Annotated in this window: 22 protein-coding genes; 12 read left to right on the top strand and 10 right to left on the bottom strand. The window is 67.1% G+C overall.

Annotation, left to right across the window (positions count from 1 at the left end; translation table 11 throughout):
* Window positions 1-3 precede the first annotated feature (3 nt).
* The 3 genes from MRBLAR12_RS22330 to MRBLAR12_RS22320 all read left to right on the top strand — a co-directional run bounded on the left by MRBLAR12_RS22330 (window position 4) and on the right by MRBLAR12_RS22320 (window position 1,655).
* The gene (locus tag MRBLAR12_RS22330) at window positions 4-555 is read left to right on the top strand and encodes a YceI family protein (RefSeq protein ID WP_229994097.1); all 552 of its coding nucleotides are present in this window, start codon (window positions 4-6) and stop codon (window positions 553-555) included.
* Window positions 556-698: 143 nt separating this feature from the next.
* Complete coding sequence (locus MRBLAR12_RS22325) at window positions 699-1,112, top strand: YccF domain-containing protein (protein ID WP_229994098.1); 414 nt, start codon at window positions 699-701, stop codon at window positions 1,110-1,112.
* A gap of 69 nt (window positions 1,113-1,181) precedes the next feature.
* Window positions 1,182-1,655: an SRPBCC family protein gene (locus MRBLAR12_RS22320; protein WP_364748535.1), complete on the top strand. Its 474-nt coding sequence runs from the start codon at window positions 1,182-1,184 to the stop codon at window positions 1,653-1,655.
* A gap of 58 nt (window positions 1,656-1,713) precedes the next feature.
* Here the strand turns inward: MRBLAR12_RS22320 and MRBLAR12_RS22315 are convergent, their stop codons facing one another.
* The 3 genes from MRBLAR12_RS22315 to MRBLAR12_RS22305 all read right to left on the bottom strand — a co-directional run bounded on the left by MRBLAR12_RS22315 (window position 1,714) and on the right by MRBLAR12_RS22305 (window position 4,804).
* A complete protein-coding gene (locus MRBLAR12_RS22315; RefSeq protein WP_364748533.1) occupies window positions 1,714-2,583 on the bottom strand; it encodes a DUF4031 domain-containing protein in 870 nt (289 codons plus the stop codon).
* 152 nt (window positions 2,584-2,735) lie between these two features.
* Window positions 2,736-4,073, bottom strand: a complete 1,338-nt coding sequence (locus tag MRBLAR12_RS22310) for an FAD-binding oxidoreductase (protein WP_364748530.1) — start codon at window positions 4,071-4,073, stop codon at window positions 2,736-2,738.
* A gap of 239 nt (window positions 4,074-4,312) precedes the next feature.
* A complete protein-coding gene (locus tag MRBLAR12_RS22305; protein WP_364748528.1) occupies window positions 4,313-4,804 on the bottom strand; it encodes a carboxymuconolactone decarboxylase family protein in 492 nt (163 codons plus the stop codon).
* Between the two features lie 818 nt (window positions 4,805-5,622).
* Between MRBLAR12_RS22305 and clpB the strand changes: the two genes are divergently transcribed.
* Window positions 5,623-8,280, top strand: a complete 2,658-nt coding sequence (gene clpB, locus MRBLAR12_RS22300) for an ATP-dependent chaperone ClpB (protein ID WP_229994103.1) — start codon at window positions 5,623-5,625, stop codon at window positions 8,278-8,280.
* A gap of 140 nt (window positions 8,281-8,420) precedes the next feature.
* Here clpB and MRBLAR12_RS22295 read toward each other — a convergent pair whose 3' ends face one another.
* Complete coding sequence (locus MRBLAR12_RS22295; RefSeq protein ID WP_364748525.1) at window positions 8,421-9,173, bottom strand: septum formation family protein; 753 nt, start codon at window positions 9,171-9,173, stop codon at window positions 8,421-8,423.
* A gap of 292 nt (window positions 9,174-9,465) precedes the next feature.
* Here MRBLAR12_RS22295 and MRBLAR12_RS22290 point away from each other — a divergent pair, with 292 nt between their 5' ends.
* Together MRBLAR12_RS22290 and MRBLAR12_RS22285 are read left to right on the top strand one after the other, a co-directional pair.
* Entirely contained in the window at window positions 9,466-9,699 is a 234-nt protein-coding gene (locus MRBLAR12_RS22290) for a DUF3073 domain-containing protein (RefSeq protein WP_018774150.1), read from the top strand.
* A 245-nt stretch (window positions 9,700-9,944) separates the two neighbouring features.
* The gene (locus MRBLAR12_RS22285; protein ID WP_364748522.1) at window positions 9,945-10,727 is read left to right on the top strand and encodes a VOC family protein; all 783 of its coding nucleotides are present in this window, start codon (window positions 9,945-9,947) and stop codon (window positions 10,725-10,727) included.
* A gap of 77 nt (window positions 10,728-10,804) precedes the next feature.
* On the opposite strand, the gene MRBLAR12_RS22280 is transcribed toward MRBLAR12_RS22285, so the two are convergent.
* Window positions 10,805-11,431: a GntR family transcriptional regulator gene (locus tag MRBLAR12_RS22280; protein ID WP_364748520.1), complete on the bottom strand. Its 627-nt coding sequence runs from the start codon at window positions 11,429-11,431 to the stop codon at window positions 10,805-10,807.
* A gap of 112 nt (window positions 11,432-11,543) precedes the next feature.
* On the opposite strand from MRBLAR12_RS22280, the gene MRBLAR12_RS22275 reads away from it, so the two are divergent.
* The 4 genes from MRBLAR12_RS22275 to MRBLAR12_RS22260 are packed head-to-tail and all read left to right on the top strand — an operon-like array spanning window position 11,544 to window position 15,253.
* Window positions 11,544-12,611 carry a succinylglutamate desuccinylase/aspartoacylase domain-containing protein gene (locus tag MRBLAR12_RS22275; protein WP_364748517.1) on the top strand — a complete coding sequence of 356 codons (1,068 nt, stop codon included), beginning with the start codon at window positions 11,544-11,546 and terminating at the stop codon, window positions 12,609-12,611.
* A 4-nt stretch (window positions 12,612-12,615) separates the two neighbouring features.
* Complete coding sequence (locus MRBLAR12_RS22270) at window positions 12,616-13,539, top strand: ABC transporter substrate-binding protein (protein ID WP_364748516.1); 924 nt, start codon at window positions 12,616-12,618, stop codon at window positions 13,537-13,539.
* A gap of 8 nt (window positions 13,540-13,547) precedes the next feature.
* A complete protein-coding gene (locus tag MRBLAR12_RS22265) occupies window positions 13,548-14,474 on the top strand; it encodes an amino acid ABC transporter permease (RefSeq protein ID WP_364748513.1) in 927 nt (308 codons plus the stop codon).
* Window positions 14,471-15,253: an amino acid ABC transporter ATP-binding protein gene (locus MRBLAR12_RS22260; RefSeq protein WP_364748510.1), complete on the top strand. Its 783-nt coding sequence runs from the start codon at window positions 14,471-14,473 to the stop codon at window positions 15,251-15,253. The genes MRBLAR12_RS22265 and MRBLAR12_RS22260 overlap by 4 nt, the downstream gene beginning before the upstream one ends.
* Window positions 15,254-15,337: 84 nt before the next feature.
* On the opposite strand, the gene purM is transcribed toward MRBLAR12_RS22260, so the two are convergent.
* The 3 genes from purM to MRBLAR12_RS22245 all read right to left on the bottom strand — a co-directional run bounded on the left by purM (window position 15,338) and on the right by MRBLAR12_RS22245 (window position 18,633).
* Window positions 15,338-16,507 (bottom strand): phosphoribosylformylglycinamidine cyclo-ligase, encoded by a 1,170-nt coding sequence (purM, locus tag MRBLAR12_RS22255; RefSeq protein WP_229995584.1) that lies wholly within the window; start codon window positions 16,505-16,507, stop codon window positions 15,338-15,340.
* A complete protein-coding gene (gene purF / locus MRBLAR12_RS22250; RefSeq protein ID WP_229995583.1) occupies window positions 16,504-18,186 on the bottom strand; it encodes an amidophosphoribosyltransferase in 1,683 nt (560 codons plus the stop codon). Before purF ends, purM begins: the two co-directional genes overlap by 4 nt.
* A 66-nt stretch (window positions 18,187-18,252) precedes the next feature.
* The gene (locus tag MRBLAR12_RS22245) at window positions 18,253-18,633 is read right to left on the bottom strand and encodes a hypothetical protein (RefSeq protein ID WP_229995582.1); all 381 of its coding nucleotides are present in this window, start codon (window positions 18,631-18,633) and stop codon (window positions 18,253-18,255) included.
* Window positions 18,634-18,723: 90 nt separating this feature from the next.
* On the opposite strand from MRBLAR12_RS22245, the gene MRBLAR12_RS22240 reads away from it, so the two are divergent.
* Window positions 18,724-19,572 (top strand): class I SAM-dependent methyltransferase, encoded by an 849-nt coding sequence (locus MRBLAR12_RS22240; RefSeq protein ID WP_364748507.1) that lies wholly within the window; start codon window positions 18,724-18,726, stop codon window positions 19,570-19,572.
* Window positions 19,573-19,922: 350 nt separating this feature from the next.
* Here MRBLAR12_RS22240 and bcp (MRBLAR12_RS22235) read toward each other — a convergent pair whose 3' ends face one another.
* On the bottom strand, window positions 19,923-20,402 hold the full coding sequence (gene bcp / locus MRBLAR12_RS22235; RefSeq protein ID WP_229995580.1) for a thioredoxin-dependent thiol peroxidase: 480 nt from the start codon (window positions 20,400-20,402) through the stop codon (window positions 19,923-19,925).
* Window positions 20,403-20,575: 173 nt separating this feature from the next.
* On the opposite strand from bcp (MRBLAR12_RS22235), the gene MRBLAR12_RS22230 reads away from it, so the two are divergent.
* Entirely contained in the window at window positions 20,576-21,571 is a 996-nt protein-coding gene (locus MRBLAR12_RS22230; protein WP_364748504.1) for a serine hydrolase, read from the top strand.
* Window positions 21,572-21,635: 64 nt separating this feature from the next.
* Here the strand turns inward: MRBLAR12_RS22230 and bcp (MRBLAR12_RS22225) are convergent, their stop codons facing one another.
* Complete coding sequence (gene bcp, locus MRBLAR12_RS22225; protein ID WP_229995578.1) at window positions 21,636-22,115, bottom strand: thioredoxin-dependent thiol peroxidase; 480 nt, start codon at window positions 22,113-22,115, stop codon at window positions 21,636-21,638.
* Between the last annotated feature and the right edge of the window lie 15 nt (window positions 22,116-22,130).

Genomic DNA, 22,130 nt, shown 5'->3' with positions numbered 1-22,130 from the left:
GTTGTGACTCTGCCCGAAGGTTTGACCCCCGGTGTGTGGACGCTGGACATGTCCCACAGCGAAATCGGCTTCAGCGTCCGCCATGCGGGCATCAGCAAGGTCCGCGGCCGGTTCAACGAGGCCTCCGCCGAGGCGCGGGTGCGCGAGTCGCTGGCGGACGCCAGCCTGCACGCCACAGTCAAGACCGCCAGTTTCGATTCGGGGGACGCCAACCGTGATGGCCACGTCCGCGGCCCCGACTTCTTCGATGTCGAGACGTACCCCGACATGACGTTTCGGGCCACAGGGATCCGGGGCGACGGGGATGACTACGTGCTGACCGGCGAGCTCACTATCCGCGGTGTTACCAAGCTCGTGGAACTCGAAGTCGAGTACACCGGCGTGGCGGTGGACCCCTTCGGCGCCACCCGGGCCGGATTCAGTGCTGAGGCGGACATCAGCCGGAAGGAATTCGGCCTGACCTGGAATGCCGCCCTCGAAGCGGGCGGGCTGCTGGTCAGCGACAAGGTCAAGATCAACGTTGAGGCCGCCATGGTCAAGCAGGCCGAGACGTAAGCGCCGAAGAGGCCGGGCGCAACCAGGAGCCGGGACATGGAAGCCGGTTGCCAGGTGCCGGACACGGGCCGGGCGCGAAAGTCAGGGATTTTTCCGGGTGAACCATTAATCCGAATGTCACTCCTACGGGCGAGAATGAATCCATGAAGACACTCCTGAACATCATCTGGCTGTTCTTTGGCGGCTTGTGGCTGGCCCTTGGATATTTCCTGGCGGGCGTCGTCTGCTGCGTGCTGGTGGTCACCATTCCGTGGGGGGTCGCCTCGTTCCGCATCGCGTCCTATGCCCTGTGGCCCTTCGGCCGCATGGTGGTGGACAAGCCGGGCGGAAACGGCGTGTTTGCCCTGCTGGGAAACGTCATCTGGCTGTTGGTGGCAGGCATCTGGATCGCGATCGCGCACGTCGTCACGGCCTTCGCCATGGCCATCACGATTGTCGGCATCCCGCTGGCGATCGCGAACCTCAAGCTCATCCCTGTCTCGCTGATGCCGCTCGGCAAACAGATCGTTCCGAGCAATTCGCGCTATGTGGTCGCCTACAGCCCCAGCCGACGCTAGGGCGGCAGCGCAGCCAGGGGGCCGAGGGGCACTTCCCCTGTCAGTCCAAGCAATCCGAGGGAGAAGACCATGAGCGAACCGGCGTCCGGGGACACGGACCTCATGCTTGTCATTGTCCGCGAGTTCAGGGCCCCGATCCGGGGCGTGTGGTCCGCGTTGACGGACCCGGACCAGGCTCCGCAGTGGTGGGGTCCGCGCGGCTTCCATGTCCCGCGTGAGAGCGTCGACGCGGACCTCGAAGTCGGCGGCCTGTACCGCGCCTGCATGATCCAGGACAGTACCGGGCAGCAATTCTGGTGGAGCGGGGTGCATACGGATGTTGAGCCGCCGCACCTGTTCGTGTTCACCCATGCCTGGGACAGGCCGGACGGCACCCGCGGCTTCGAGACCGAGGTGACCATCCGGTTGGAGGAGATCGACGGCGGCACTCAGATGACATTTACCCAGGGTCCGTTTGACTCCGCGGCCAGCCGCGACCGCCACGGCGAAGGGTGGCGCGAGTCGTTCGACCGGCTGGCGAATCACCTCAGCGTTGCCGCCTGAGCCTCACCGGCTGCGGCTGGGCTGCCGGGTGCCTGCCGGTGGCCCGCCGGTGACACCGTCAGGCGAGCTCGCCCTGCAGGTTACGGCGGGCTGGCTCCAGCCACAGACCGCGGGCGCGGTCAGTATGGAAGAGCGGATCAAGCTGCAGCAACCGGCGGACGACGGCGGCGCGGCCGGCGGCGAAGTCGGCGTCGCCGATATGCGCGAAGTCTTCCCGGACGGCGGCGAGGTAGCGGGCGTAGGCCTCCGGTTCCCCGCCGAGGACGGAGAGATCGGCGTCGCTGAGCAAGGCGCCGCCGTCGTCCCCGGGCTCCGGACGGTGGTCTGCCGTCATCAGCACCAGGCGCACCACTTCGTCCACCTCGGCGGCCGGGAGACCGGCATGCCGGAGCCGGTCTTCGGCCAGCCGCGCCGATTCTTCCTCGTCCTGTCCCGCCACGCCGCGGTAGACGGCGTCGTGGAACCAGGCGGCCAGCACCACGGTCCGGGGCGGATCGGCCGGATCGCACAGCAGGTCCAAGGCCTCCAGCACCGCCAGCAGATGGGTGCGGCCGTGGTACTTCCGGTGCTCCTCGCCCCAGCGGTCCAGCAGGTCCAGGAAGAGGGCGTCGTGGCCCGGCAGCGCCTGATTCCAGCGGTTCAGGAGCGGGACCCGGAGGGCCTTGCCGCGCCGGCGGGCCGGGATCCGCAGCCCGCTGTCGATCAGTTTGCGGACCAGGACCCGGCCCTCCACTGGAATGGCACCGGCTGAGACCAGGGCCTTGTACCGGTCCTCGGCGACGTCGTAGTGGTCGCCGTCGAACGCGCGCCCGGAGATGCCGGCGGCCGCGGCGAACGTGTGCAGCTCCTCGAGCGAGGTGTCCGAAACGAGGTGGGAAAAGTGGGTTCCGTGGGCAGGCCAGAGGGGCGGATCGACGTAGACGGCCATGGGGGCATTCTAGCCCCGTCCGCGGGCACGAACTCGGCGCCGGCGCGGGCGGGGACGTGCCCCGGCCGGCGTCGGACGGGCGCGGGCCGGGGTCACACCGCGACGGCGGGGGTCGCACCGCGACGGACTGGTTTACGCCGCGGCGGCCTGGGTCACACCGCGACGGCGGGGCGAATGTTCTGGTTGCCGCGGAAAACGTTCCCGGGGTCAAACTCGCGTTTTACTTCTGCCAGCCGGTTGTAGTTTTCGTCGCCGTAGGCCGCGCGGATCCGGGCTTGTCCTTCTTCGCCGATGAAGTTCAGCCAGACGCCTCCGGTGGCGTAGGGGGATATGTCCCGCCGGAAGCGTTTGACCCATGCCTTCGCTTCCTGCCCGCCCTGCGGGGTGTCGCCAAGGCCGAACGGGTGGCTCACCCAGCTGGCACTCCGGTTCAGGAGCGGCGTCGCCGATGCTGCAGGCCCGCTCACCGCGCCGCCCCAATGGGCTATCAGTTGCTGGGAACTTGGCCCGGGGAGGTTCCGCGCCGATTCGATGATGACATCCAAGGCGTCGTCGGAGAGTTCGTCGTGATAGTCAGCGCTCCAGTAGTTGTACTTGCCCGGCGGGTCGTCGAGGGAGCACTGGAAATCTGCGTAGCCAGTATCCTCCACCAGGTCCACAACAGGGCCAAGCTCCCGGTAGGCCTTGGCATGTTCTTTGCCTTCCTCGGCGTCCCCGGCGAAGACATACACGACATACACCGCCATCTTGCCCACCATGTTCGGGGGCACGAAGGGTTCCGCCGGCGCAATCCCGTAGATGAGGGTGGCGGACTCTTCGTTGGGGGCCGCGACGGCCAGGTCCCGGTACCCGCGGCTGAGTTCCGGCGCCGCGTCCCCCGGCCACATCAGCACTCCGGCATGTACTTTTGGCCCGAGCTGGTGCAGGCCGAAGGTGAACGACGTGGCGACGCCGAAGTTCCCACCGCCTCCGTGCAAGGCCCAGAACAGCTCGGGATTCTCCCGGGCGCTGGCCGTCACCTGCTCACCGGCGGCCGTGACCAGATCCACGGAGACGAGGTCGTCGCACGCGAAGCCGAAGGCACGCTCGAGCCAGCCTGACCCGCCCCCAAGCGTGAAACCGGCGAGACCTGTCGTGGAGACCCGCCCGCCGGTGAGTGCTAGGCCGTATTCCTGAGTGGCGCGGTCAAACTCGCCGCAGGTGAGCCCTGCACCCACCGTGGCAGTGCGGGCCTCCGGGTCCACCCGGGCGGATTTCATCGGACGAACATCGATCACAAGGCCGCCGTCGTTCATCGACACGCCGGCCACGGAATGGCCGCCGGCGCGGACGGCGACATCGAGGCCGTGCGTCCGCGCATACGCCAACGCGTCGGCCACCCCTTCCGCGTCGGCACATGGGGCAATGACGGCCGGATGGCGGTCGATCATGGCGTTGAAGAGTCGTCGTGTTTCGTCGTATTCCGGGTGACCCGGCCTGACCCACCTCATGGCAGTGCTCCCTCGGTGACCGCGGCTCCGCCCCACTTTCCGAGCTTACGACCGTGCGCCAGCTGTGGCTACCGCCAGTTGTTTGGCCAGCCGCACCTCGTTGATGACTATGGCATCTCGGACGCTCGGATGCGCGCCGACCGGGCGTCCTGGAGGGGTGTCCTGGCGGTTAGCCGCGGGCGGGTCAGCCTGCTGGCGGGTTCGGAACGGCGGCGCGGAGCCGGTCAGTCGCGGGCGGGTCAGTCGCGGGCGGCGCTGACCGGGTGCTGGCTGACAATCGAGACGCGGTTGAACGCGTTCATCGTGATCGCCAGCCAACTGACGGCGGAAAACTCTTCGGCCGTCAGGTGCCGTCGGGCCTGTGCGCCTTCGTGGTCGCGGGTTTGGGCGTCAGAGATGGTGGTGATGGCCTCGGCCAGCGTCAGGGCTGCGCGTTCCTTTTCGGAGAAAAGAGTGGTGTCGCGCCATGCGGAGAGCACGGCCAGGCGCTGGGCCGACTCACCGTTCTTGATGGCATCGCCCACGTGCATGTCAAGGCAGTAGGCGCAGCCGTTGATCTGCGAAATGCGGACATTGAGCAACTCGATCAGCGTCCCGTCCAGCCCGGCTTCCCCGGCGGCTTCCTTGACTTTCAAGCCCAGCCCGTTGAGTGCGCGCCAGGCAGCAGGGTGCGCTTTGTCGAGGAATACACTCCGCTGATCGGGATTCTGCGGTGCCGCCGTCTCATTCATGGATTCCACAATACCGATGAGCTTGGGTACGGCCGGGAGCGGCGTGTGACAATCCTGTCAAACATGTGACAAGCTTTGGGGGTGGGGGTGTTTGGTTCGGTGGCCGGCTCCTTGGGGGACCCAGCCACCGGACCGCCCGTTCCGACCTGGCCTTGTCACGGCGGCCAGGCTGCGCCCCGCTGAGCCGCGCCAGGCCGAGCCGAGCCTCGCTGAACTCCGCCGGGCTGAGCCTCGCCCCTCTGAACTCCGCCAGATCTAACTGGGGACATGTCCAGCTGTGCGTGCCAGCAGAGGGCATGTCCCGTGGCCACATCCAGCAGCGTGGGACATGTCCAGTCGTCGGGCCTAAGAGTGGGCATATGGGGAGTATGCCCACCGGTGCGTGCCAACGGAGGGCATGTCCGGCGGTCGCTTCTGGCGGCGGGGGGCATGTCCTGCTGTGTGTGCCAGCAGAGGGCATGTCCAGTGGTCGCGCCCAGGTCGAGGGGACACGCCCATCGTTCGCGACCAGGTCGAGGGGACATGCCCATCGTTCGAGACCAGGTCGAGGGGACATGCCCAGCCCTGGACCCGGGCTGTGGACATATTGGGACTATGTCCAGTCCTTGGGCCGACAGGAGGGCATGTCCCTTCCGGGCCGGGGCCTTCCGGGCCGGAGCGGGCCGAGGAGGGATGCCCGCGGACCGCCCCGGCCCGCGGGCATTCGGCCCCTAGACAGGCGTTTCGCTCTCGGCAAACATGGAGCCAGCGTCCCTCATGGCAAAGTTGAGCGATGTAGACTCAACTTTGACACAGGACCATTCCGGAAGGAGCCCTCTTTGGACGCCAAATTCACCACCAAGAGCCAGGAGGCTCTCGCTGCCGCCGCCATGAACGCCTCGACCGCGGGTAATCCGCAGCTCGAGCCCGCCCACCTGCTCAAAGCGCTCATGGACCAGCGGGAGGGCGTCGCCGTCGCACTGCTCCGGGCCACCGGCGCAGATCCGGACGCCGTCAGCGTCCAGGCGAGCACCGCCATCAAGGCGCTTCCGTCGTCGTCCGGGAGCAGCGTGCAGCAGGCGCAGTTGTCCCGGGCCGGGCTGCAGACGATCAAGAATGCCCAGAACGAGGCCGAGCGCCTCGGGGACACTTTCGTCTCCACCGAACATTTGCTGCTGGGCCTTGCTGCCGGGAGCGACGGCGTCGGGAAGCTCCTGCGCGAGGCCGGCGCCTCCCATGAGGCGCTGCTGGCCGCCCTGCCGGGCGTCCGTGGCGACCGCAAAGTGGACAACGCGGACCCGGAGAACGCGTTCCAGGCGCTGGAGAAGTACGGCACGGACCTCACGGCGGTGGCCCGCTCGGGCAAGCTGGACCCGGTGATTGGCCGCGATGCCGAGATCCGGCGCATCATCCAGGTCCTGAGCCGCCGCACCAAGAACAACCCCGTTATTATCGGCGAGCCCGGCGTCGGCAAGACCGCCGTCGTCGAGGGCCTCGCCCAGCGGATCGTGGAAGGCGACGTGCCCGAAAGCCTGCGCGGCAAGACCCTGATCGCGCTGGACCTCGCCTCGATGGTGGCCGGGGCGAAGTACCGCGGCGAATTCGAGGAGCGGCTCAAGGCTGTCCTGGAGGAAATCAAGGGCTCCGAGGGGCAGATCGTCACGTTCATCGACGAACTCCACACGGTGGTGGGCGCCGGAGCCACGGGGGACAGCTCCATGGACGCCGGCAACATGCTCAAACCCATGCTGGCCCGCGGCGAGCTGCGGCTGATCGGGGCGACCACGCTGGACGAGTACCGCGAGAACATCGAAAAGGACCCCGCCCTGGAGCGCCGGTTCCAGCAGGTCTACGTGGGCGAGCCCAGCGTTGAGGACACCATCGGCATTCTGCGTGGCCTCAAGGAACGCTACGAGGCCCACCACAAGGTGTCCATCTCCGACTCCGCCCTCGTGGCGGCCGCGACCCTCTCCAACCGGTACATCTCCGGCCGGCAGCTGCCGGATAAGGCCATCGACCTCGTGGACGAGGCCGCGTCCCGGCTGCGCATGGAAATCGATTCCGCCCCGGAGGAGATCGACCAGCTGCGCCGACAGGTGGACCGCCTGACCATGGAGGAACTGGCCCTTGCCGGCGAGACCGACCCCGCCTCGGTGGAACGCCTTGCGGCCCTGCGCGCGGACATGGCGGACAAGAAGGAGGAGCTCGCGGGCCTGAACGCCCGCTGGGAGGCCGAGAAAGCGGGCCTGAACCGGGTGGGCGACCTGCGGGCCAAGCTCGACGAGTTCCGCTCCGCCGCCGACAAAGCCCAGCGCGAGGGGGACCTGGAGACGGCGTCCAGAATCCTCTACGGCGAGATCCCGTCCCTGGAGCGGGAACTGAACGCCGCCGCCGAGGCCGAGGCGGCCGTGCCCGATAAATCGAGGCAGATGGTGGCCGATGAGGTCACCGCCGATGACATCGCGGAGGTTATTTCGGCCTGGACCGGCATCCCCGCGGGGCGCATGCTGCAGGGCGAGAGCCAGAAGCTGCTGAACATGGAGCACGTCCTGGGTGAGCGGCTGATCGGCCAGCAGAAGGCCGTCGCCGCGGTCTCCGACGCCGTACGCCGCGCCCGCGCCGGGATCAGCGACCCCAACCGGCCCACCGGCTCGTTCCTGTTCCTCGGCCCCACCGGCGTCGGCAAGACCGAGCTCGCCAAGTCCCTCGCGGACTTCCTCTTCGACGACGAGCGCGCAATGGTGCGGATCGACATGTCCGAATATTCGGAGAAGCACTCCGTGGCCCGGCTCGTCGGGGCGCCCCCCGGGTACGTCGGCTACGAGGAGGGCGGCCAGCTCACCGAGGCCGTGCGGCGGCGCCCGTACTCGGTCCTGCTGCTGGATGAGGTGGAAAAGGCGCACCCGGAGGTCTTCGACATCCTCCTTCAGGTGCTCGACGATGGACGGCTCACCGACGGTCAGGGCCGCACCGTCGACTTCCGCAACGTGATCCTGGTGCTCACCTCGAACCTGGGCAGCCAGTTCCTGGTGGACCCCGGCCTCGACGCCGCGGCCAAGAAGAACGCCGTCATGGCCATGGTGAACGCCTCCTTCAAACCGGAATTCCTGAACCGGCTCGATGAGGTGGTGCTGTTCGATCCCCTGACCGTGGAGGAACTGTCCCAGATCGTGGAACTGCAGGTCAAGGAGCTCGGCGAGCGGCTCAAGGGCCGCCGGCTGAACCTCGAAGTGACCGAGGGCGCCCGCGCCTGGCTGGCCGTGTCCGGCTTCGATCCCGCGTACGGCGCCCGGCCGCTGCGCCGCTTGGTGCAGCGCGAGATCGGCGACCGGCTGGCAAAGGCCATCCTGGCCGGCGAAATCACCGACGGCGACACCGTCCTGGTGGACACCGCGCCGGACCTGATGGAACTCACCATGGGCGGGCTGGAGGGCAGTGGTCTGCCCGACGGCGGCGCGGCCACCGGCACCGGGCTCTCGGTCCGGCGCAAGGAATAGGCGCCGGCGGCTAGAGCGCGCTAAGTGCCGCCGGCAGCCGGGCCCGTCCCGGCTGCCGGCGGGCTAACTGGTCTAAAGCCGTGCGCCATGCCGGCGGGCTACGGCCATGCGCTAATCCAGTGCAGTAAAGCCGGGCAAGGTTAGGGCAGCAGGGACTCCATGATGACGTTTCCGGTGTCCGTCACGGCGTAGCAGTCGACCCGGCGGTCGCCCTTGTCCCAGCTGCGCGAGCTCGGGTAGGCCAGCTTGTAGCTCAGGTCGTAATCTCCCGCCTTGTCCGTCAGCGGTGCTTCCTTGCAGGCATTGCGCGCTTTCTGCTTGAGCTGTTCCCGGCCGGGGTAGGACTCATCTGCCCCGTACTTCTCCACGGCGACCAGCTGCGCCGAGTGACCTGTGGCGCAGTCCACGACGGTGGACTGTTGCGCATCCGGATCGAAGTCCTTGAAGCAATCCCGCAACTGGAAATCCATGGGGCTGACGCCTTCCAGCGGCAAGGCACCGCGGCTGGCCGGGGCCGGGGCCGGGGCCGGGGCCGACGCCGACGAAGCTGCCGGGGCCGGGCTGCCGCTTTCCGGGGAGGGCTGGCCGTTGCCTGCAAATGCGGCCACCGCCCACCAGACCAAAATCCCAAGCGCGACGAGTACGGCCGCGGCCACGCCGAGCCGCATGGGCCCTTGCAGGCGGATCCGGCGCGCCAGGGGACGCGCTCGCCGGGAGAGCACGCTCACGATGCCGGCGTAGGTGAGGCCCGTGGGCTTCGCCGCAGCAGGTGCCGCCGAGCGATTCGTGGCCCGTGCGGGGTCGGCGGTAATGACGGGCAGGGTGGACGTCGGCGGCCTCGAAGGCGGCGGCGGGATGGACCCGGCGTCGTATCTTGGATTCTCTTCAGTCACTGAGAAATTCACCACTTCCGTGCGTCTTTGCCGGAGCTGGAAGTCCGGCGTCGCGGCCCTTTTCTGGGCGCACATCACGAAACTCTATCGAAGATGCGCGGCACGGCGCATGTGCCGGTGGGCGCGGCCGCCGTTCCGGGACGCGCCACACTGTCCACAAGGCGCACGCCGGCGAGCAGTTGACGCCGAAAGCATGTAATCTAGGTGTACGACAAATTGACCAAACATTCCGGGGCCTCACCGATCGCCAAAGGTGACCACCTCCGGTCCAAGTACAAAAGGGGGTCACGCCATGGGGCGCGGCCGTCAAAAGGCAAAAGCTACCAAGCAGGCTCGGGACATCAAGTACTACTCCCCGAACACTGACTATTCGGCCCTTCAGCGCGAGCTCACGGGCCCGGGAAGTCGTGCCACGAGCCACTTCGCGGATGACCCGGTCGAACCGGATTATTCAGCGTATGTGGATAAGTACGCGGACGATGTGGAAGACGACGACGACGAGGTAGATTCCCGTCGCATAGGTTAGTCGACGCTTCCTTCCGGCAGTTCTCCCCGGGGGGATCCTTCCGGCACTGCTGTGCCAGCCAAAGATTTTCAGGCCGCCGGCCACACCTGTTTTGGGTGTGGCCGGCGGCCTCTCTTGTGCCCGTACCGTCTGCCCGCGTCGTTTCGCCATGGTTTCGCCGGCGCAGTTGTCTCCGACGGGGCCGCGGGCTAGGTTGTTGGTGCCGGATTTTCCCGGACGCGACCCCGATGCCCGGAAGGACTGCCATGACCATGCGCACAGAATTCGCTGAGGGCGAGCTCTGCTGGACGGACCTCCAGACCAGCGATGTGGAGGCGGCGAAGGCCTTCTACGCGGAGGTTTTCGGCTGGCGGTACGAGGATCTGCCCACCCCGGACGGACGCAGCTACGCGAAAGCCTTCCTCGGCGACGCTTTGGTTACCGTGCTCGCGCCGCAGACCCCCGAGCAGGAAGCCGCCGGCAGACCGGGCCGGTGGAACGTATATTTCGCGGTCGAGGACGCCCGGGACCTGGCCGGGGAACTGGCCCATTCCCCCGGGCAGCTTGAATTCGGCCCCGAGGCGATCGGTGGCACCGGCGTCATGGTCTTCTTCGCCCCGCCCGGCGGCGGCACCACTGGGGCCTGGCAGGCGGGCAGCCACTTCGGGGCCGGCCGGAGCCAGGAGGCGGGCACCTTGGCCTGGGCCGAGCTCCTCACACCCGAGCCGCAGGCCGCCGTCGGCTTCTTCCAGCAGCTTTTCGGGCACGAGGTGACCGAATACCCCCAGGACGACGGCGGCACCTACACCACGCTCATGGTGGGCGGCGCCGAAGTGGCCGGCATCGCCCGGGTTCCCGGCGATGCGCAGGAGACCCTCGAGCCGGGGTGGCAGGTCTATTTCGGCGTCTCCGACGTCGCGGCGGCGGTGCAGGCCGCTGTGTCCGCGGGCGGCGTCGTGCTGATCGAACCGGACGAGGTCGAGGAAGCCGGCACCATCGCCACACTCAAGGACCCGCAGGGCGGCGTCTTCAGCCTGCTGGAGGTCTAAACAGATCGATTGCTCCAAAACAGCCCTTTTGGCGCTGCTAGGGGGCCGTTTTGGAGCACTCGATGAGGTTTAGGTCCTCAGTCCTTTTCGTGACAGAGGTCCAGCAGCGGAATCAGGGCTTCCGGGTCGCCGGCCCGCGCGGCGGCCAGAATTTTCCTGTGCGAATCCGCAACGCGGGCCAGCTTGGCATCATCCAGCGGATAGGACCGGCTGATCAGGCGCTGGACGGGGTTGTCCCAGACGGATTCGAGAGTGGTCAGAAGGAATCTATTCGGGCACGGTGCGGCCAGGCTCAAATGAAAGCCCCGGGTTGCGATGAACAGCGCCTCCGCGTCGGCGCTGGCGGATCCCTCGGCGATCAGCAGCTCCAGCCGGGCCAGATCCAGGGGCGTGTACTTGGCGCCGCACTGCCGGATGGCCATGATCTCCAGTGCCTTGCGGACTTCATAGACCTCGGCAACGTTTGACGGCGTGAGCGTCGTCGCGAAGTATCCGGCTCCGGGTACCAGCGTCGCCAGGCCTTCGTGCACCAGCCGGTTCAGCGCGTCGCGGATCGGGGTGCGGGAAACCCCGTATTCGTCCGCCAGCTGCTCCTGGACCAGTGGAGCGCCCGGCTCAACCACGCCGTTGACGATCTCATCGCTGATCCGGTCGTAGACCTGCTCGCTCAACGGCCGCATCTTCTTGGCAACTTGCGCAGCCATTCGCCTCATCCCCTTCTGATCCCACGAATTCATCAAGTCTACGTGCTTTACATCACAGTATTCACTGTATACAGTGAATCCAATCCTTCCCAGCCTAGCTGAAAGTCAGCCCATGCCCCTGCACATTCCCCGAATCCCCGGTGTCGATTTCCTTGCCACAGGCAGGCAGCTCGGCTATCTGGAGATCGAACATTCAGACAACGCCCACGACGCCGCCGTCATCCCGTCCCCCATCGCCGTCCTGAGCGGCGGGGCCGGGCCAACGGTCCTTCTGATCGCCGGCACCCACGGCGACGAGTACGAGGGGCAGATCCTGCTGCAGGAGCTCATTCGGTGCATGGACCCGGCGGAAGTCAGCGGTCGCCTGATTGTCCTGCCCGCGTTGAATATCGCCGCCGTCCGGGAAGGACGCCGCGTTGCCAGCGTGGACGGGGTGAACCTCAACAGGTCCCTTCCGGGCAACGCCGCCGGGGGTCCGGCACAGCAGATAGCTTCCATCGTGGCCGAGGACCTCATCCCGCTGGCGGATTTCGTCATGGACATCCATTCCGGCGGAATCGCCTCGGAATACGTGCCCTCGGCCTTCGTCTACCACGGACCCACGCCGGAACTTTGGGCACAAAAGACCGCAGCCGTGGCTGCCTTCAACGTGCCGTATTCCGTCGTGGTGCAGCCCATGCTCAAATCCGGTTCCATCAGCGGCGCCGCCGACCGGGCCGGCGTCCCCATGATCTCCACCGAACTGGGCGGCAGGGGGACGGTTTCGCTGCAGATCCTGGAGCGCGCACGGACGGGACTCCGGTCGCTCCTGGGCCACTGGGGACTTCTCCCGGGCGATCCGCCCGCGGAACGATCCCCGGAACGGCCACCGGCCCAATCCCCGCTCCAATCCACGGTCCAGTGGGTGGAGCTCACGCCGCAGTCCCCGGTGAACTCCACTATGGCCGGGCTCTTCGAACCCACCGTTGAACTGGGGCAACGAGTCGCGGCGGGGGACCGCGTGGCCAGGGTTCATTCAGTGGAGGAACTCGACCGCCCGGCCAAGGAATTCTTCGCACCCATAGACGGGGTGGTTGCCATCGTTCGGCATCCGGCCCCCGTCAACGTCGGCACCACGCTGGTCAACATCGCCGTTGACCACGGAACCACCCACCCGGAAGGCAACTATGTCACATCGTAATTTCATGACCACCGGCACTTTGCTGCTCGCAGCCCTTGTCGGGCTGAGCGGCTGCACCAACGCGTCCCTCGACGCCGGAAGCGCCGCCGCGCAGCCCTTGCCCGGGCAGGGCGGTGCCATAGCCGCCGCGCCGCTCAACCAGGCAGCCGCGGATCTGCTGCCCGCGGAGGTCAGGTCCAAGGGAACGCTCTTGGTGGGGACGGACCCCACGTTCCCGCCCTACGAGTTCTACGCTGAGGACAACAAGACAGTGACGGGATGGGACGCCGACTTCGCCAAGGCACTTGGGGAGACCCTTGGGCTGGAAGCCCGGATGGTCCCGGCCACCTTTGACACCATCCTCCCCGGGGTCGGATCGCATAAATATGACGTCGGGATCTCCGGATTCAATGTCACCGCAGAACGGAAAAAGAACGCCGACTTCGCCACCTACATGAACAGCGGCTCGGGCCTGGCCGTCAAGCAGGGCAACCCGAAGAATCTCGCCCTTGATGCCATGACGCTGTGCGGCACCAGGATCGGCGGCGAGAAGGGAACCTCCCAGGGCATCGAAACACTGCCGGCGTTCTCGAAGCAGTGCACGGATGCGGGCCAGTCCGCGATCGACATCCAGCTCTTCCCCTCCCAGCACGAGGCCAACCTGGCCCTCACCTCCGGCCGCGTGGACGGCGTCCTGTCCGGCGATATCGGCATGGCCTACGCCAGCAAACTCTCCGGAGGCTCCTTCGAGCTCGCCCCCGGCGCCGGCTGGGATCCCACGGCTGTGGGCATCGCCTTGCCGAAGGACTCGCCGCTGACCAAGGCCGTCGTGGCCGCTGTCGAGGCGCTCGTGGCCAGCGACACGTACACGTCAATCAACGCCAAGTACGGCATCCCCGATTCCGTGAAGGTCAGCGCGGACCAGGTCGGCGCGGGTGCCTCCCGATGAGCGGCACCATGAGCCTTTCAAAGACCACCAGCACCAGGGGAGAGTACACCGTGGTGACGGCCCGGCACCCGTGGCGCTGGGTCGCTGCAGCGGCGGTCACCGCCGTCGTCGTTCTGTTCCTTATCTCGGCTGTGACGAACCCGCGCTTTGGCTGGGACAAGGTGGCCCTGTACTTCCGGGACACCACAATCGTCAACGGCATTGGCATCACGCTGATGCTGACCGTCGTCTGCATGGCGGGCGGCGTCGCCCTGGGCGTCGTTCTGGCCGTGATGCAGCTCTCCGCCAACCCGGTGGTCAAGGGCTCGGCCGGTATGTACGTGACGGTTTTCCGCGGCACCCCGGTGCTGGTCCAGCTGCTGTTCTGGTTCAATCTCTCAGCTCTGTACCCGGAAATCACGTTCGGCATCCCGGGCGTCAGCTTGGATGCCAACCAGCTCATCACACCCCTGGCCGCGGCAATCCTGGGCCTGGGGCTCAACGAAGCGGCCTACATGTCGGAAATTGTCCGGGCCGGCATCCAGTCCATCGACCAGGGGCAAGGCGAGGCGGCGGGGGCGCTGGGCATGTCCCGCCTCCAGACCCTGTTCCGGGTGATTCTGCCGCAGGCGATGCGCGTGATCATCCCGCCCACCGGTAACGAGTTCATCGGCATGCTGAAGATGACCTCGCTGGTCAGCGTCATCGCCGTCCCGGAACTGCTGTATTCGGCCCAGATCATCTATTCCAAGAATCTCCAGGTGGTGCCGCTGCTGCTCGTGGCCAGCATCTGGTACATCATCGTCACCACCGTGTTCAGTGTGGGCCAGGGATACGTGGAGCGGCGGTTCTCCCGCGGTACGTCCCGGTCCGTGCCGCCGTCGGCCGCCGAACGCCTGCGGCGTTTCTTCAGGATCCACTCCCCGCAAGCCTCAGGAAGGGGCAGCCAATCATGACCACCGAGATAGCAGAGCCAAGGCCGCTGGTGCGGGCCGAGGGCGTCCGTAAGAGCTTTGGCAACAACGAGGTCCTCAAAGGCATCGATCTTGATGTCCGGCGCGGTGAAGTGGTGTGCATCATCGGCGCCTCCGGATCGGGAAAGAGTACCTTCCTGCGGTGCGTGAACCATCTGGAAAAGATCGACGGCGGCCTGCTCCGGGTGGAGGACCGTGTGGTGGGCTACCGGCTCAAGGGCCACAAGCTGCACGAGCAGTCCCACAATGAGATCTGCGTGGACCGGAGCGACATCGGCATGGTTTTCCAACACTTCAACCTCTTCCCGCACATGACAGTCCTGGAAAACCTCATGGAGGCGCCGGTGAGGGTGCTCAAACAGCGCAAGGACGAGGTCCGGAGTCGGGCGCTCGGGCTCCTGGAAAAAGTGGGACTGGCCGAGAAGGCGCAGGCCTACCCCCGGCACCTCTCGGGCGGGCAGCAGCAGCGCGTGGCGATTGCCCGCGCGCTCTGCATGGAACCGAAACTGATGCTCTTTGACGAGCCCACATCCGCCCTTGATCCGGAACTCGTCGGTGAAGTCCTTCGTGTTATGAAGGACCTTGCCCGGACCGGCATGACCATGATCGTTGTCACGCATGAAATAGGGTTTGCTCGGGATGTGGCCGACCGCGTGGTGTTCATGCACGGTGGCCGGATCCTTGAGGAAGGCCCCGCCGAAGCGGTCATCAACCATCCGCAGAACGAACGGACGCGAGCCTTCCTGTCCGCTGTGCTCTAGGCCTTAACCATCGAGTGCTCCGCACCTGCCGTTTTCAGGACTCAAAACGGCCGGTGGGGAGCACTCGACGTCGGGGCAGGCGGTCTAGGCGTAGGCGTTGACCAGCCGGACGGCGCCGCCGTCGACGCCCTTGGCGCCCTGGACGTAGTCCGGGCCCGTCTTGACGATGGAGTCCGAGTTCACCTCGACCGTGCCCATGACCCAGGACGGCAGGCCGCGGTCGTTGAGCCGGTTGACGGCGGCGTCGGCTGCTTCCGGCGACACGATGGCGACCATGCCGACGCCCAGGTTCAGGGTGCGCTCCAGATCGGCCAGCGGGACGTTGCCGAGTTCGGAGACCAGCTTGAAGATGGCCGGGAGTTCCCAGGTGGAGCGGTCCACGGTGGCCAGCAGGCCCTGCGGGAGGACCCGGGCGAGGTTGGCGGCGAGGCCGCCGCCGGTCACGTGGCTGAAGCCGTGGACGGCCTTGCCGGCCGCGGAGCCGTTGACCGGGAAGGTGCGTGCCAGGTCCAGGCAGTCCGCGGCGTAGACGCGGGTGGGCTCGAGGAGCTCCTCGCCCAGGGTGCGGCCGAGTTCGGAGACCTGGCGGTCCAGGGCCCAGCCGGCGTGGTTGATGACGCGGCGGACCAGAGAGTAGCCGTTGGAGTGCAGGCCGGAGGAGGCCATGCCGATCACCACGTCCCCGGCGCGGACACGGTCCGGGCCGAGCAGCGCATCGGCCTCGACAACACCGGTGGCGGCACCGGCGACGTCATACTCGTGTTCGCCCAGCAGGCCCGGGTGCTCGGCGGTTTCGCCGCCCACCAGGGCGGTGCCGGCGACCGAGCAGGCGGCCGCGATGCCGCGGACGATGTCGGCGATACGCTCCGGGACCACCTTGCCGCACGCGATGTAGTCGGTCATGTAGAGCGGCTCGGCGCCCACGACGACGATGTCGTCCACCACCATGCCGACGAGGTCGAAGCCGATGGTGTCGTGGATGTCCATGGCCTGGGCGATTGCCACCTTGGTGCCGACGCCGTCGGTGGAGGTGGCCAGCAGCGGGCGCTTGTACGTGAGCAGCCGGGAGACGTCATAGAGGCCTGCGAACCCGCCGACGCCGCCGATCACCGAGGCGTTGTGGGTGGCCTTGACGGCGTCCTTCATGAGTTCGACGGCGCGGTCTCCCGCTTCGACGTCGACGCCGGCGGAGGCGTAGGTGATGCCGGCGTTCTGGGCGGCGTTCATGTCAGCGGCCGGGGAGGCGGAAGTCATACTGGCTCTTTCTTGTCGGCTGTGGTGACGCGGTCGGCATCGGTGAGCAGTTCTTCGAATTCGGAATCCGGCCCTGGATCGCAGCCGGTGGCGCCGGCCTTTTCGGCCGGGTCGTCGGAGATTGCGGTGCCGGGTTCGGCGTCGGGCGCCGCGGAAGCCGCGGACGGCGCCGTGCCGGAAGCAGCCGTGGCGGAGGCAGAGGGAAGTCCGCCGAGGTCCGTGCGTTCGAGCAGGTTCTTGCCGAGCTTGTCCGCCCCGGGCAGCTCGATCGGGTACTTGCCGGTGAAGCAGGCGGTGCAGAGGCGCTCGCGCGGCTGCCGGGTGGCGTCGATCATGCCGTCTTCGGAAATGTAGGCGAGTGAGTCGGCACCGATGGCCTGGGTGATTTCATCGATGGTGGCGCCGTTGGCGATCAGTTCCGCCCGGGAGGCGAAGTCGATGCCGTAGAAGCAGGGCCACTTGACCGGCGGGGAGGAAATCTTGATGTGGACGCTTGCGGCGCCGGCTTCCCGGAGCATCCGCACGATGGCGCGCTGGGTGTTGCCGCGGACGATCGAGTCATCCACCACCACAACACGCTTGCCGCGGATCACGGATTCGAGGGCGTTGAGCTTGAGCCGGATGCCGAGCTGGCGCAGCGTCTGCGAAGGCTGGATGAACGTGCGGCCCACGTAGGAGTTCTTGACGAAGCCGTGCGCGAAGGGGATGCCGGATTCCTCGGCGTAGCCTACGGCCGCGGGGGTGCCCGATTCCGGCACCGGGATGACGATGTCCGCTTCCTGGGTGTTTTCGCGGGCCAGCTGGCGGCCCATTTCCACACGGGATTCGTACACCGAGCGGCCCGCAATGGAGGCGTCCGGGCGGGCGAGGTAGACGTACTCGAAAACGCAGCCGGCCGGCGTCGCCTCGGCGAAGCGCTGCGAGCGGACGCCGTCCTCGTCGATCGCGATGAACTCGCCGGGTTCGATTTCGCGGATGAAGCTGGCGCCGACAGTGGCGAGGGCGGACTGCTCGGAGGCAACCACCCAGCCGCGTTCCAGCCGGCCCAGGCAGAGCGGGCGGATCCCGTAGGTGTCGCGGGCCGCGTAGAGGGTGCCCTCATCCATGAAGACGAAGCAGAAGCCGCCCTTGATCTTGGGCAGCAGCTCCATGGCGGTCTGCTCGAGGGACTTGCCCTCTTCGCCCTCCAGGAGTGCGGTGACCAGGGCTGTGTCCGAGGTGTTGCCCTGCTTCATCTCGCCGCTGAGGTTTCCGCCGTTGCGGTCCTCGATCATCGCCTTGAGCTCGGCCGTGTTGGTCAGGTTGCCGTTGTGGGCCAGGGCCACGGTGCCCGTGGACGTCGCGCCCAGGGTGGGCTGGGCGTTGGCCCAGTGGCTCGCACCGGTAGTGGAATAGCGGCAGTGGCCGACGGCCAGGTGCCCGGTCAGGGTGTTCAGCGTGGTCTCGTCGAAGACCTGGGAAACGAGTCCCATGTCCTTGTAGACGTTAATCCGCTTGCCGTCGCTGGTTGCAATGCCAGCCGACTCCTGACCGCGGTGCTGCAGTGCATACAGCCCGTAGTAGGTGAGTTTTGCTACTTCTTCACCGGGTGCCCAGACCCCGAAGACGCCGCATGCGTCCTGAGGGCCTTTTTCGCCTGGGAGAAGATCATGAGAAAGTTTTCCATCGCCGCGTGCCACTGGTCGATTATCTCACGATGTGCGCTAAGACTTTTCCGGCGGCCGTTTTATGACCTGCCGGCCTGCTCAGGCGCGGTTCTCGTCGTCGTCCGAGGTATCCGGAGTCTCCGGTGCGTCCGTTGCGGACTCGACGACGGCGTGCTCGGCGCGGCGGACGCTCATCCGGTCCAGCACCAGGGCTGTCGCGGCACCCAGGATGACGCCGCCGGCCGCGCAAAGGACCATGAAGAAGCCGAAGACCGAGCCGCGGTCGTAGCTCGCGTCACCGGGGAAAGCGTAGGCGATCACGGCCGCGGCGGCCACGCCCACGAGCCCGCCCAGGATCAGGAAGGGCACATATTTCGGCGCCCGGCGGACGGTCACCTCGCGGCGCTCCGGAACGCTGCCCTGGGCCGGCTCCCGCTGGGGGTCGGTGCCTGCTGTGCCGGGGGTTTCGTGGGAAGACATGCCATTAAGCGTACTGCCCTTGGACTCATTGCCGGGGCCCGGTTCCCGGAGCAGACTAGGGGCTACGTACAGACGAGCTAAGGAACGGCCATGTTAGCCTCAGCCGCCCGCATTCGCGACCAGCAGCGCATAATCTGGAATGAGTTCTCGGCGGGCTGGAACAAATGGGACGCTGAGCTGCTCGGCTGGCAGGCTCCGTTCGGGGAGGCATTGCTCGAGGAGTTGCCGCTGCGCCCCGACTCCCGGGTGCTGGATGTCGCGGCAGGCACGGGGGAACCTGGACTCACCGTGGCCAAGCGAGTGTCGGAGGGCAGGGTGGTCCTGGCCGACATTTCGGCGGGAATGCTCCGCGTGGCCGAGGAGAAGGCATCGGCCTGGGGCCTGACCAACCTGGACTTTGAGGTGTGCGACGCCGCAGCCATGCCCTTCGGGGACAGCACGTTCGACGCCGTGTACTGCCGCTTCGGGCTGATGTTCTTTCCGGTGATGTCCGCGGCCATGGCAGAGATGGCGCGCACCGCCCAACCCGGTGCCCGCGTCGGCGCCGTCGTCTGGGGGCGCGCGGCGGCAAATCCCTGGGCCAGCCTGATCCTGGGCACGATCGCCCGGCACCGGGAACTGCCCATCCCGCCCGCGGGCACTCCAGGTCTGTTCCGCTGCGCACCAACCGGGTTCATGACCCGGATGTTCAAGGACGCCGGGCTGACAGAGGTGAGCGAGCGCCAAGTCAGCACCGACCTGGTGCACGAATCCCCCGAGAGCTACTGGGAGTTCATGACCGACATCGCCACCACCGTGGCGATGGGGCTGGCTAAGGCGGATGAGGAGTCGCGGGCCCTGATCCGCTCGGATGTGTTCGCGCTGTTGGGCCGCTACGAGCACGACGGCGCGATCCGGCTCCGGTCCACCGCCACGGTGGTGGCGGGAACCAAGGTGTAGCTCGGCGGGACGGGGCGGGTATTCGCGGCGTTTTCGGACGGGCGCACCGAGGACCCGCGCTGCAACCGAGGTAGTTCCATGCCCCGATGGTGGTCCGCCACGCTGGGCCGGACAACCACCCGCGGGCCGGGTGTGGAGAACTTTTCCGCGGCAGTTTCAGGCACGCGCCCAGCTATCGGACGGGCGCGCCCCGGATCCTCGCTGCATGTATCCGATTCAGCAGCGAGGGTCCGAAACCGCCGCGGAAACAGGTACGGCCCACGTCAGGGCACGCGGGTGCACCCAGTCGGGCGACGCCGGACGAGCGCTCCGACACCGGGGGAGCACTCCAGCGTCAGACGATCAGCGGGTCAGACGCCCAGCGCTTCCTTCAGCGACGCAACATGGCCCTGGGCCTTGACCTGGTACTGCGCCAGCGTCACCTTGCCCTCGGGGTCCAGCACTACGGTGGAGCGGACGATGCCCTCCGTGACCTCGCCTTGGACCAGCTTCTCGCCCCAGGCGCCGTATGCCAGGGCGACAGTGTGGTCCTCGTCGGCCAGGAGCGGGAAGGTCAGCGCGAAGTCGCCGGTGAAGTGGGCCAGGGCCTCGGGGGCGTCGGGGGAGATGCCCAGAACCTCGTAGCCTGAGCCCTGCAGGGACGCGAGGTTGTCGCGGAAGTCGCAGGCCTCGGTGGTGCAGCCGGGGGTCGCGGCCTGCGGGTAGAAGTACACAATGACGTTCTTGCCGCGGTAATCGGCCAGGGCAACCGGCTTGCCTTCGGCGTCCGGCAGGGTGAAATCCGGGGCCGGGGTGCCGGGCTGAAGCTTGACGGTCGTGTTTGCGCTCATGATGATCCTTCGGGGGAGTGGACAATGGGTCTGTGATGCACAACATCGTGGACCGAGGCTGTATTCCGCCGCCTGAGCCTATCAAGGACCCTTCCGGGGCGGCTTTGGCGGGCTCGGGCCTGACAGCTTTTTCATAGCTCCGGCATAGCTGCCGTAGCTAGATTGAAGTCATTATGGAACAGCAAAATCCACAGCAGCGACGATTCGGATTCCGGCGCACTCCCGGCCGCGGGCCCCGTCGAGGGACCGGCCGGGCACGGGCCCTGATGGGGGCGGCCTGTGCCGCGGTGCTGGCGGTCGTCCTGGCTGCAGGTATCTATTCCTTTGCGCAAGCCCGCTCGACGGCGGCGAATCTCACGACAACGTCGGCTGCGTCGGCTGCGCCGTCTGCCACGACCACAGCGGAGGCCAGCGCGTCGCCGTCAGCCAGTCCCGATGCATCTGCCCCGGCTGCGGGCGCGGTGGACGCGGTGGACGCGGCACTGGACACGCGCATCCAGGCCATTCTCGATGCCAACAGCCAGTACCAGATCGGCGTGGCGCTGGTCGACCTCTCCCAGGGCGCCGGCTCCGCGGACGTCCACGAATACGGGGTCCGGGAGAAGTTCGTGGCCGCGAGCACTGCCAAAGTCCTGGCCGCGGCGGCCTACTACCACCTGGTCGAAACCGGGGCGGCCAGCCTCGATGACCCGTTGGGGAACTACACCGCCGGATTCCAGCTCCGCGAGATGATCCAGCAGAGCGACAACGACTCGTGGTCGCTGATCATGGATGCCGTGGGCCACGAGCAGTTGACCGAGTATGCGGCGTCGCTGGGCGTGAGCTATGACCCGAAAATCAATACACTGACCCCGGCGGAAATGGCGACAATCGTCTCCCGCGTCTACTCCGGGACGCTCCTGAATGCCGGGGACACCGCCCAGCTGCTGTCCTATATGCAGGACACCAACTACGAAACACTCATTCCCGCCGCAGTGCCGGAAGGGATCACGGTCTTCCACAAGTACGGGCTCCTGGGCGGTGAACTGCACGACGCCGGCATCCTCATCCGGGACGGCACCGCCTACGCCCTGGTGATCTATACCAAGGGCCAGGACCTGAGCGACGTCCCGGAACGCACCGAGGTGATCCTTCAGCTGACGCAGGCGGTGGCGGGCGCCCTCTTCTAGGCCGCCTCCAGGACGAGCGTGTCAGGGGCCGCCCGCAGACGTCCGGAACGCTAAATCCGGTGCCCTAAATGCCGAGTTCCTCCCGCAGCGCCCGCACGTGGCCCTGCGGGCTGACCTGGTATTGCGCCAGGACCACGTTGCCGTCGGGACCGACAACCACGGTGGACCGGACCGTTCCTTCGCGGACCTCGCCCTCCACCAGCTTCTCGCCCCAGGCCCCGTACGCGAGGGCCACAGCGTGGTCCTCGTCGGCGAGCAGGGGGAACGTCAGCGCGTGCTCGGCGGCGAAGGCGGAGAGGGCCTCACGGGCGTCGGACGAGATGCCCAGGACCTCGTAGCCTGCGCCCCGGAGGGCAGCAAGGCTGTCGCGGAAGTCGCAGGCCTCGGTGGTGCAGCCGGGCGTGGCGGCGCGCGGATAGAAATAGACAATGACGCTTTTGCCGCGGTAATCGGCCAGGGAAATCCGGCGGCCCGCAGCATCGGGCAGCGTGAACCCGGGTGCTGGAGTGCCAGCCCGCAGTTTGGTGGTGACGATGGATTGCATGCAGTTTCCTTCGAT

It is taken from the genome of Arthrobacter sp. LAR12-1-1.1 (assembly GCF_040676555.1).
In the GTDB taxonomy this organism is placed as follows: Bacteria; Actinomycetota; Actinomycetes; order Actinomycetales; family Micrococcaceae; genus Arthrobacter.
The sequence above is the reverse complement of the archived record's forward strand: the minus strand, read 5'-3'. Positions and strand labels throughout refer to the sequence as shown.

What these genes read in the sequence shown, in the direction of transcription:
- MRBLAR12_RS22325 (WP_229994098.1), top strand. Translation starts at nt 699, where the DNA reads ATGAAGACACTCCTGAACATCATCTGGCTGTTCTTTGGCGGCTTGTGG.
- MRBLAR12_RS22320 (WP_364748535.1), top strand. Translation starts at nt 1,182, where the DNA reads ATGAGCGAACCGGCGTCCGGGGACACGGACCTCATGCTTGTCATTGTC.
- MRBLAR12_RS22315 (WP_364748533.1), bottom strand. Translation starts at nt 2,583, where the DNA reads ATGGCCGTCTACGTCGATCCGCCCCTCTGGCCTGCCCACGGAACCCAC.
- MRBLAR12_RS22310 (WP_364748530.1), bottom strand. Translation starts at nt 4,073, where the DNA reads ATGAGGTGGGTCAGGCCGGGTCACCCGGAATACGACGAAACACGACGA.
- MRBLAR12_RS22305 (WP_364748528.1), bottom strand. Translation starts at nt 4,804, where the DNA reads ATGAATGAGACGGCGGCACCGCAGAATCCCGATCAGCGGAGTGTATTC.
- MRBLAR12_RS22290 (WP_018774150.1), top strand. Translation starts at nt 9,466, where the DNA reads ATGGGGCGCGGCCGTCAAAAGGCAAAAGCTACCAAGCAGGCTCGGGAC.
- MRBLAR12_RS22285 (WP_364748522.1), top strand. Translation starts at nt 9,945, where the DNA reads ATGACCATGCGCACAGAATTCGCTGAGGGCGAGCTCTGCTGGACGGAC.
- MRBLAR12_RS22280 (WP_364748520.1), bottom strand. Translation starts at nt 11,431, where the DNA reads ATGGCTGCGCAAGTTGCCAAGAAGATGCGGCCGTTGAGCGAGCAGGTC.
- MRBLAR12_RS22275 (WP_364748517.1), top strand. Translation starts at nt 11,544, where the DNA reads ATGCCCCTGCACATTCCCCGAATCCCCGGTGTCGATTTCCTTGCCACA.
- MRBLAR12_RS22270 (WP_364748516.1), top strand. Translation starts at nt 12,616, where the DNA reads ATGACCACCGGCACTTTGCTGCTCGCAGCCCTTGTCGGGCTGAGCGGC.
- MRBLAR12_RS22265 (WP_364748513.1), top strand. Translation starts at nt 13,548, where the DNA reads ATGAGCCTTTCAAAGACCACCAGCACCAGGGGAGAGTACACCGTGGTG.
- MRBLAR12_RS22260 (WP_364748510.1), top strand. Translation starts at nt 14,471, where the DNA reads ATGACCACCGAGATAGCAGAGCCAAGGCCGCTGGTGCGGGCCGAGGGC.
- purM (WP_229995584.1), bottom strand. Translation starts at nt 16,507, where the DNA reads ATGACTTCCGCCTCCCCGGCCGCTGACATGAACGCCGCCCAGAACGCC.
- MRBLAR12_RS22245 (WP_229995582.1), bottom strand. Translation starts at nt 18,633, where the DNA reads ATGTCTTCCCACGAAACCCCCGGCACAGCAGGCACCGACCCCCAGCGG.
- MRBLAR12_RS22240 (WP_364748507.1), top strand. Translation starts at nt 18,724, where the DNA reads ATGTTAGCCTCAGCCGCCCGCATTCGCGACCAGCAGCGCATAATCTGG.
- bcp (WP_229995580.1), bottom strand. Translation starts at nt 20,402, where the DNA reads ATGAGCGCAAACACGACCGTCAAGCTTCAGCCCGGCACCCCGGCCCCG.
- MRBLAR12_RS22230 (WP_364748504.1), top strand. Translation starts at nt 20,576, where the DNA reads ATGGAACAGCAAAATCCACAGCAGCGACGATTCGGATTCCGGCGCACT.
- bcp (WP_229995578.1), bottom strand. Translation starts at nt 22,115, where the DNA reads ATGCAATCCATCGTCACCACCAAACTGCGGGCTGGCACTCCAGCACCC.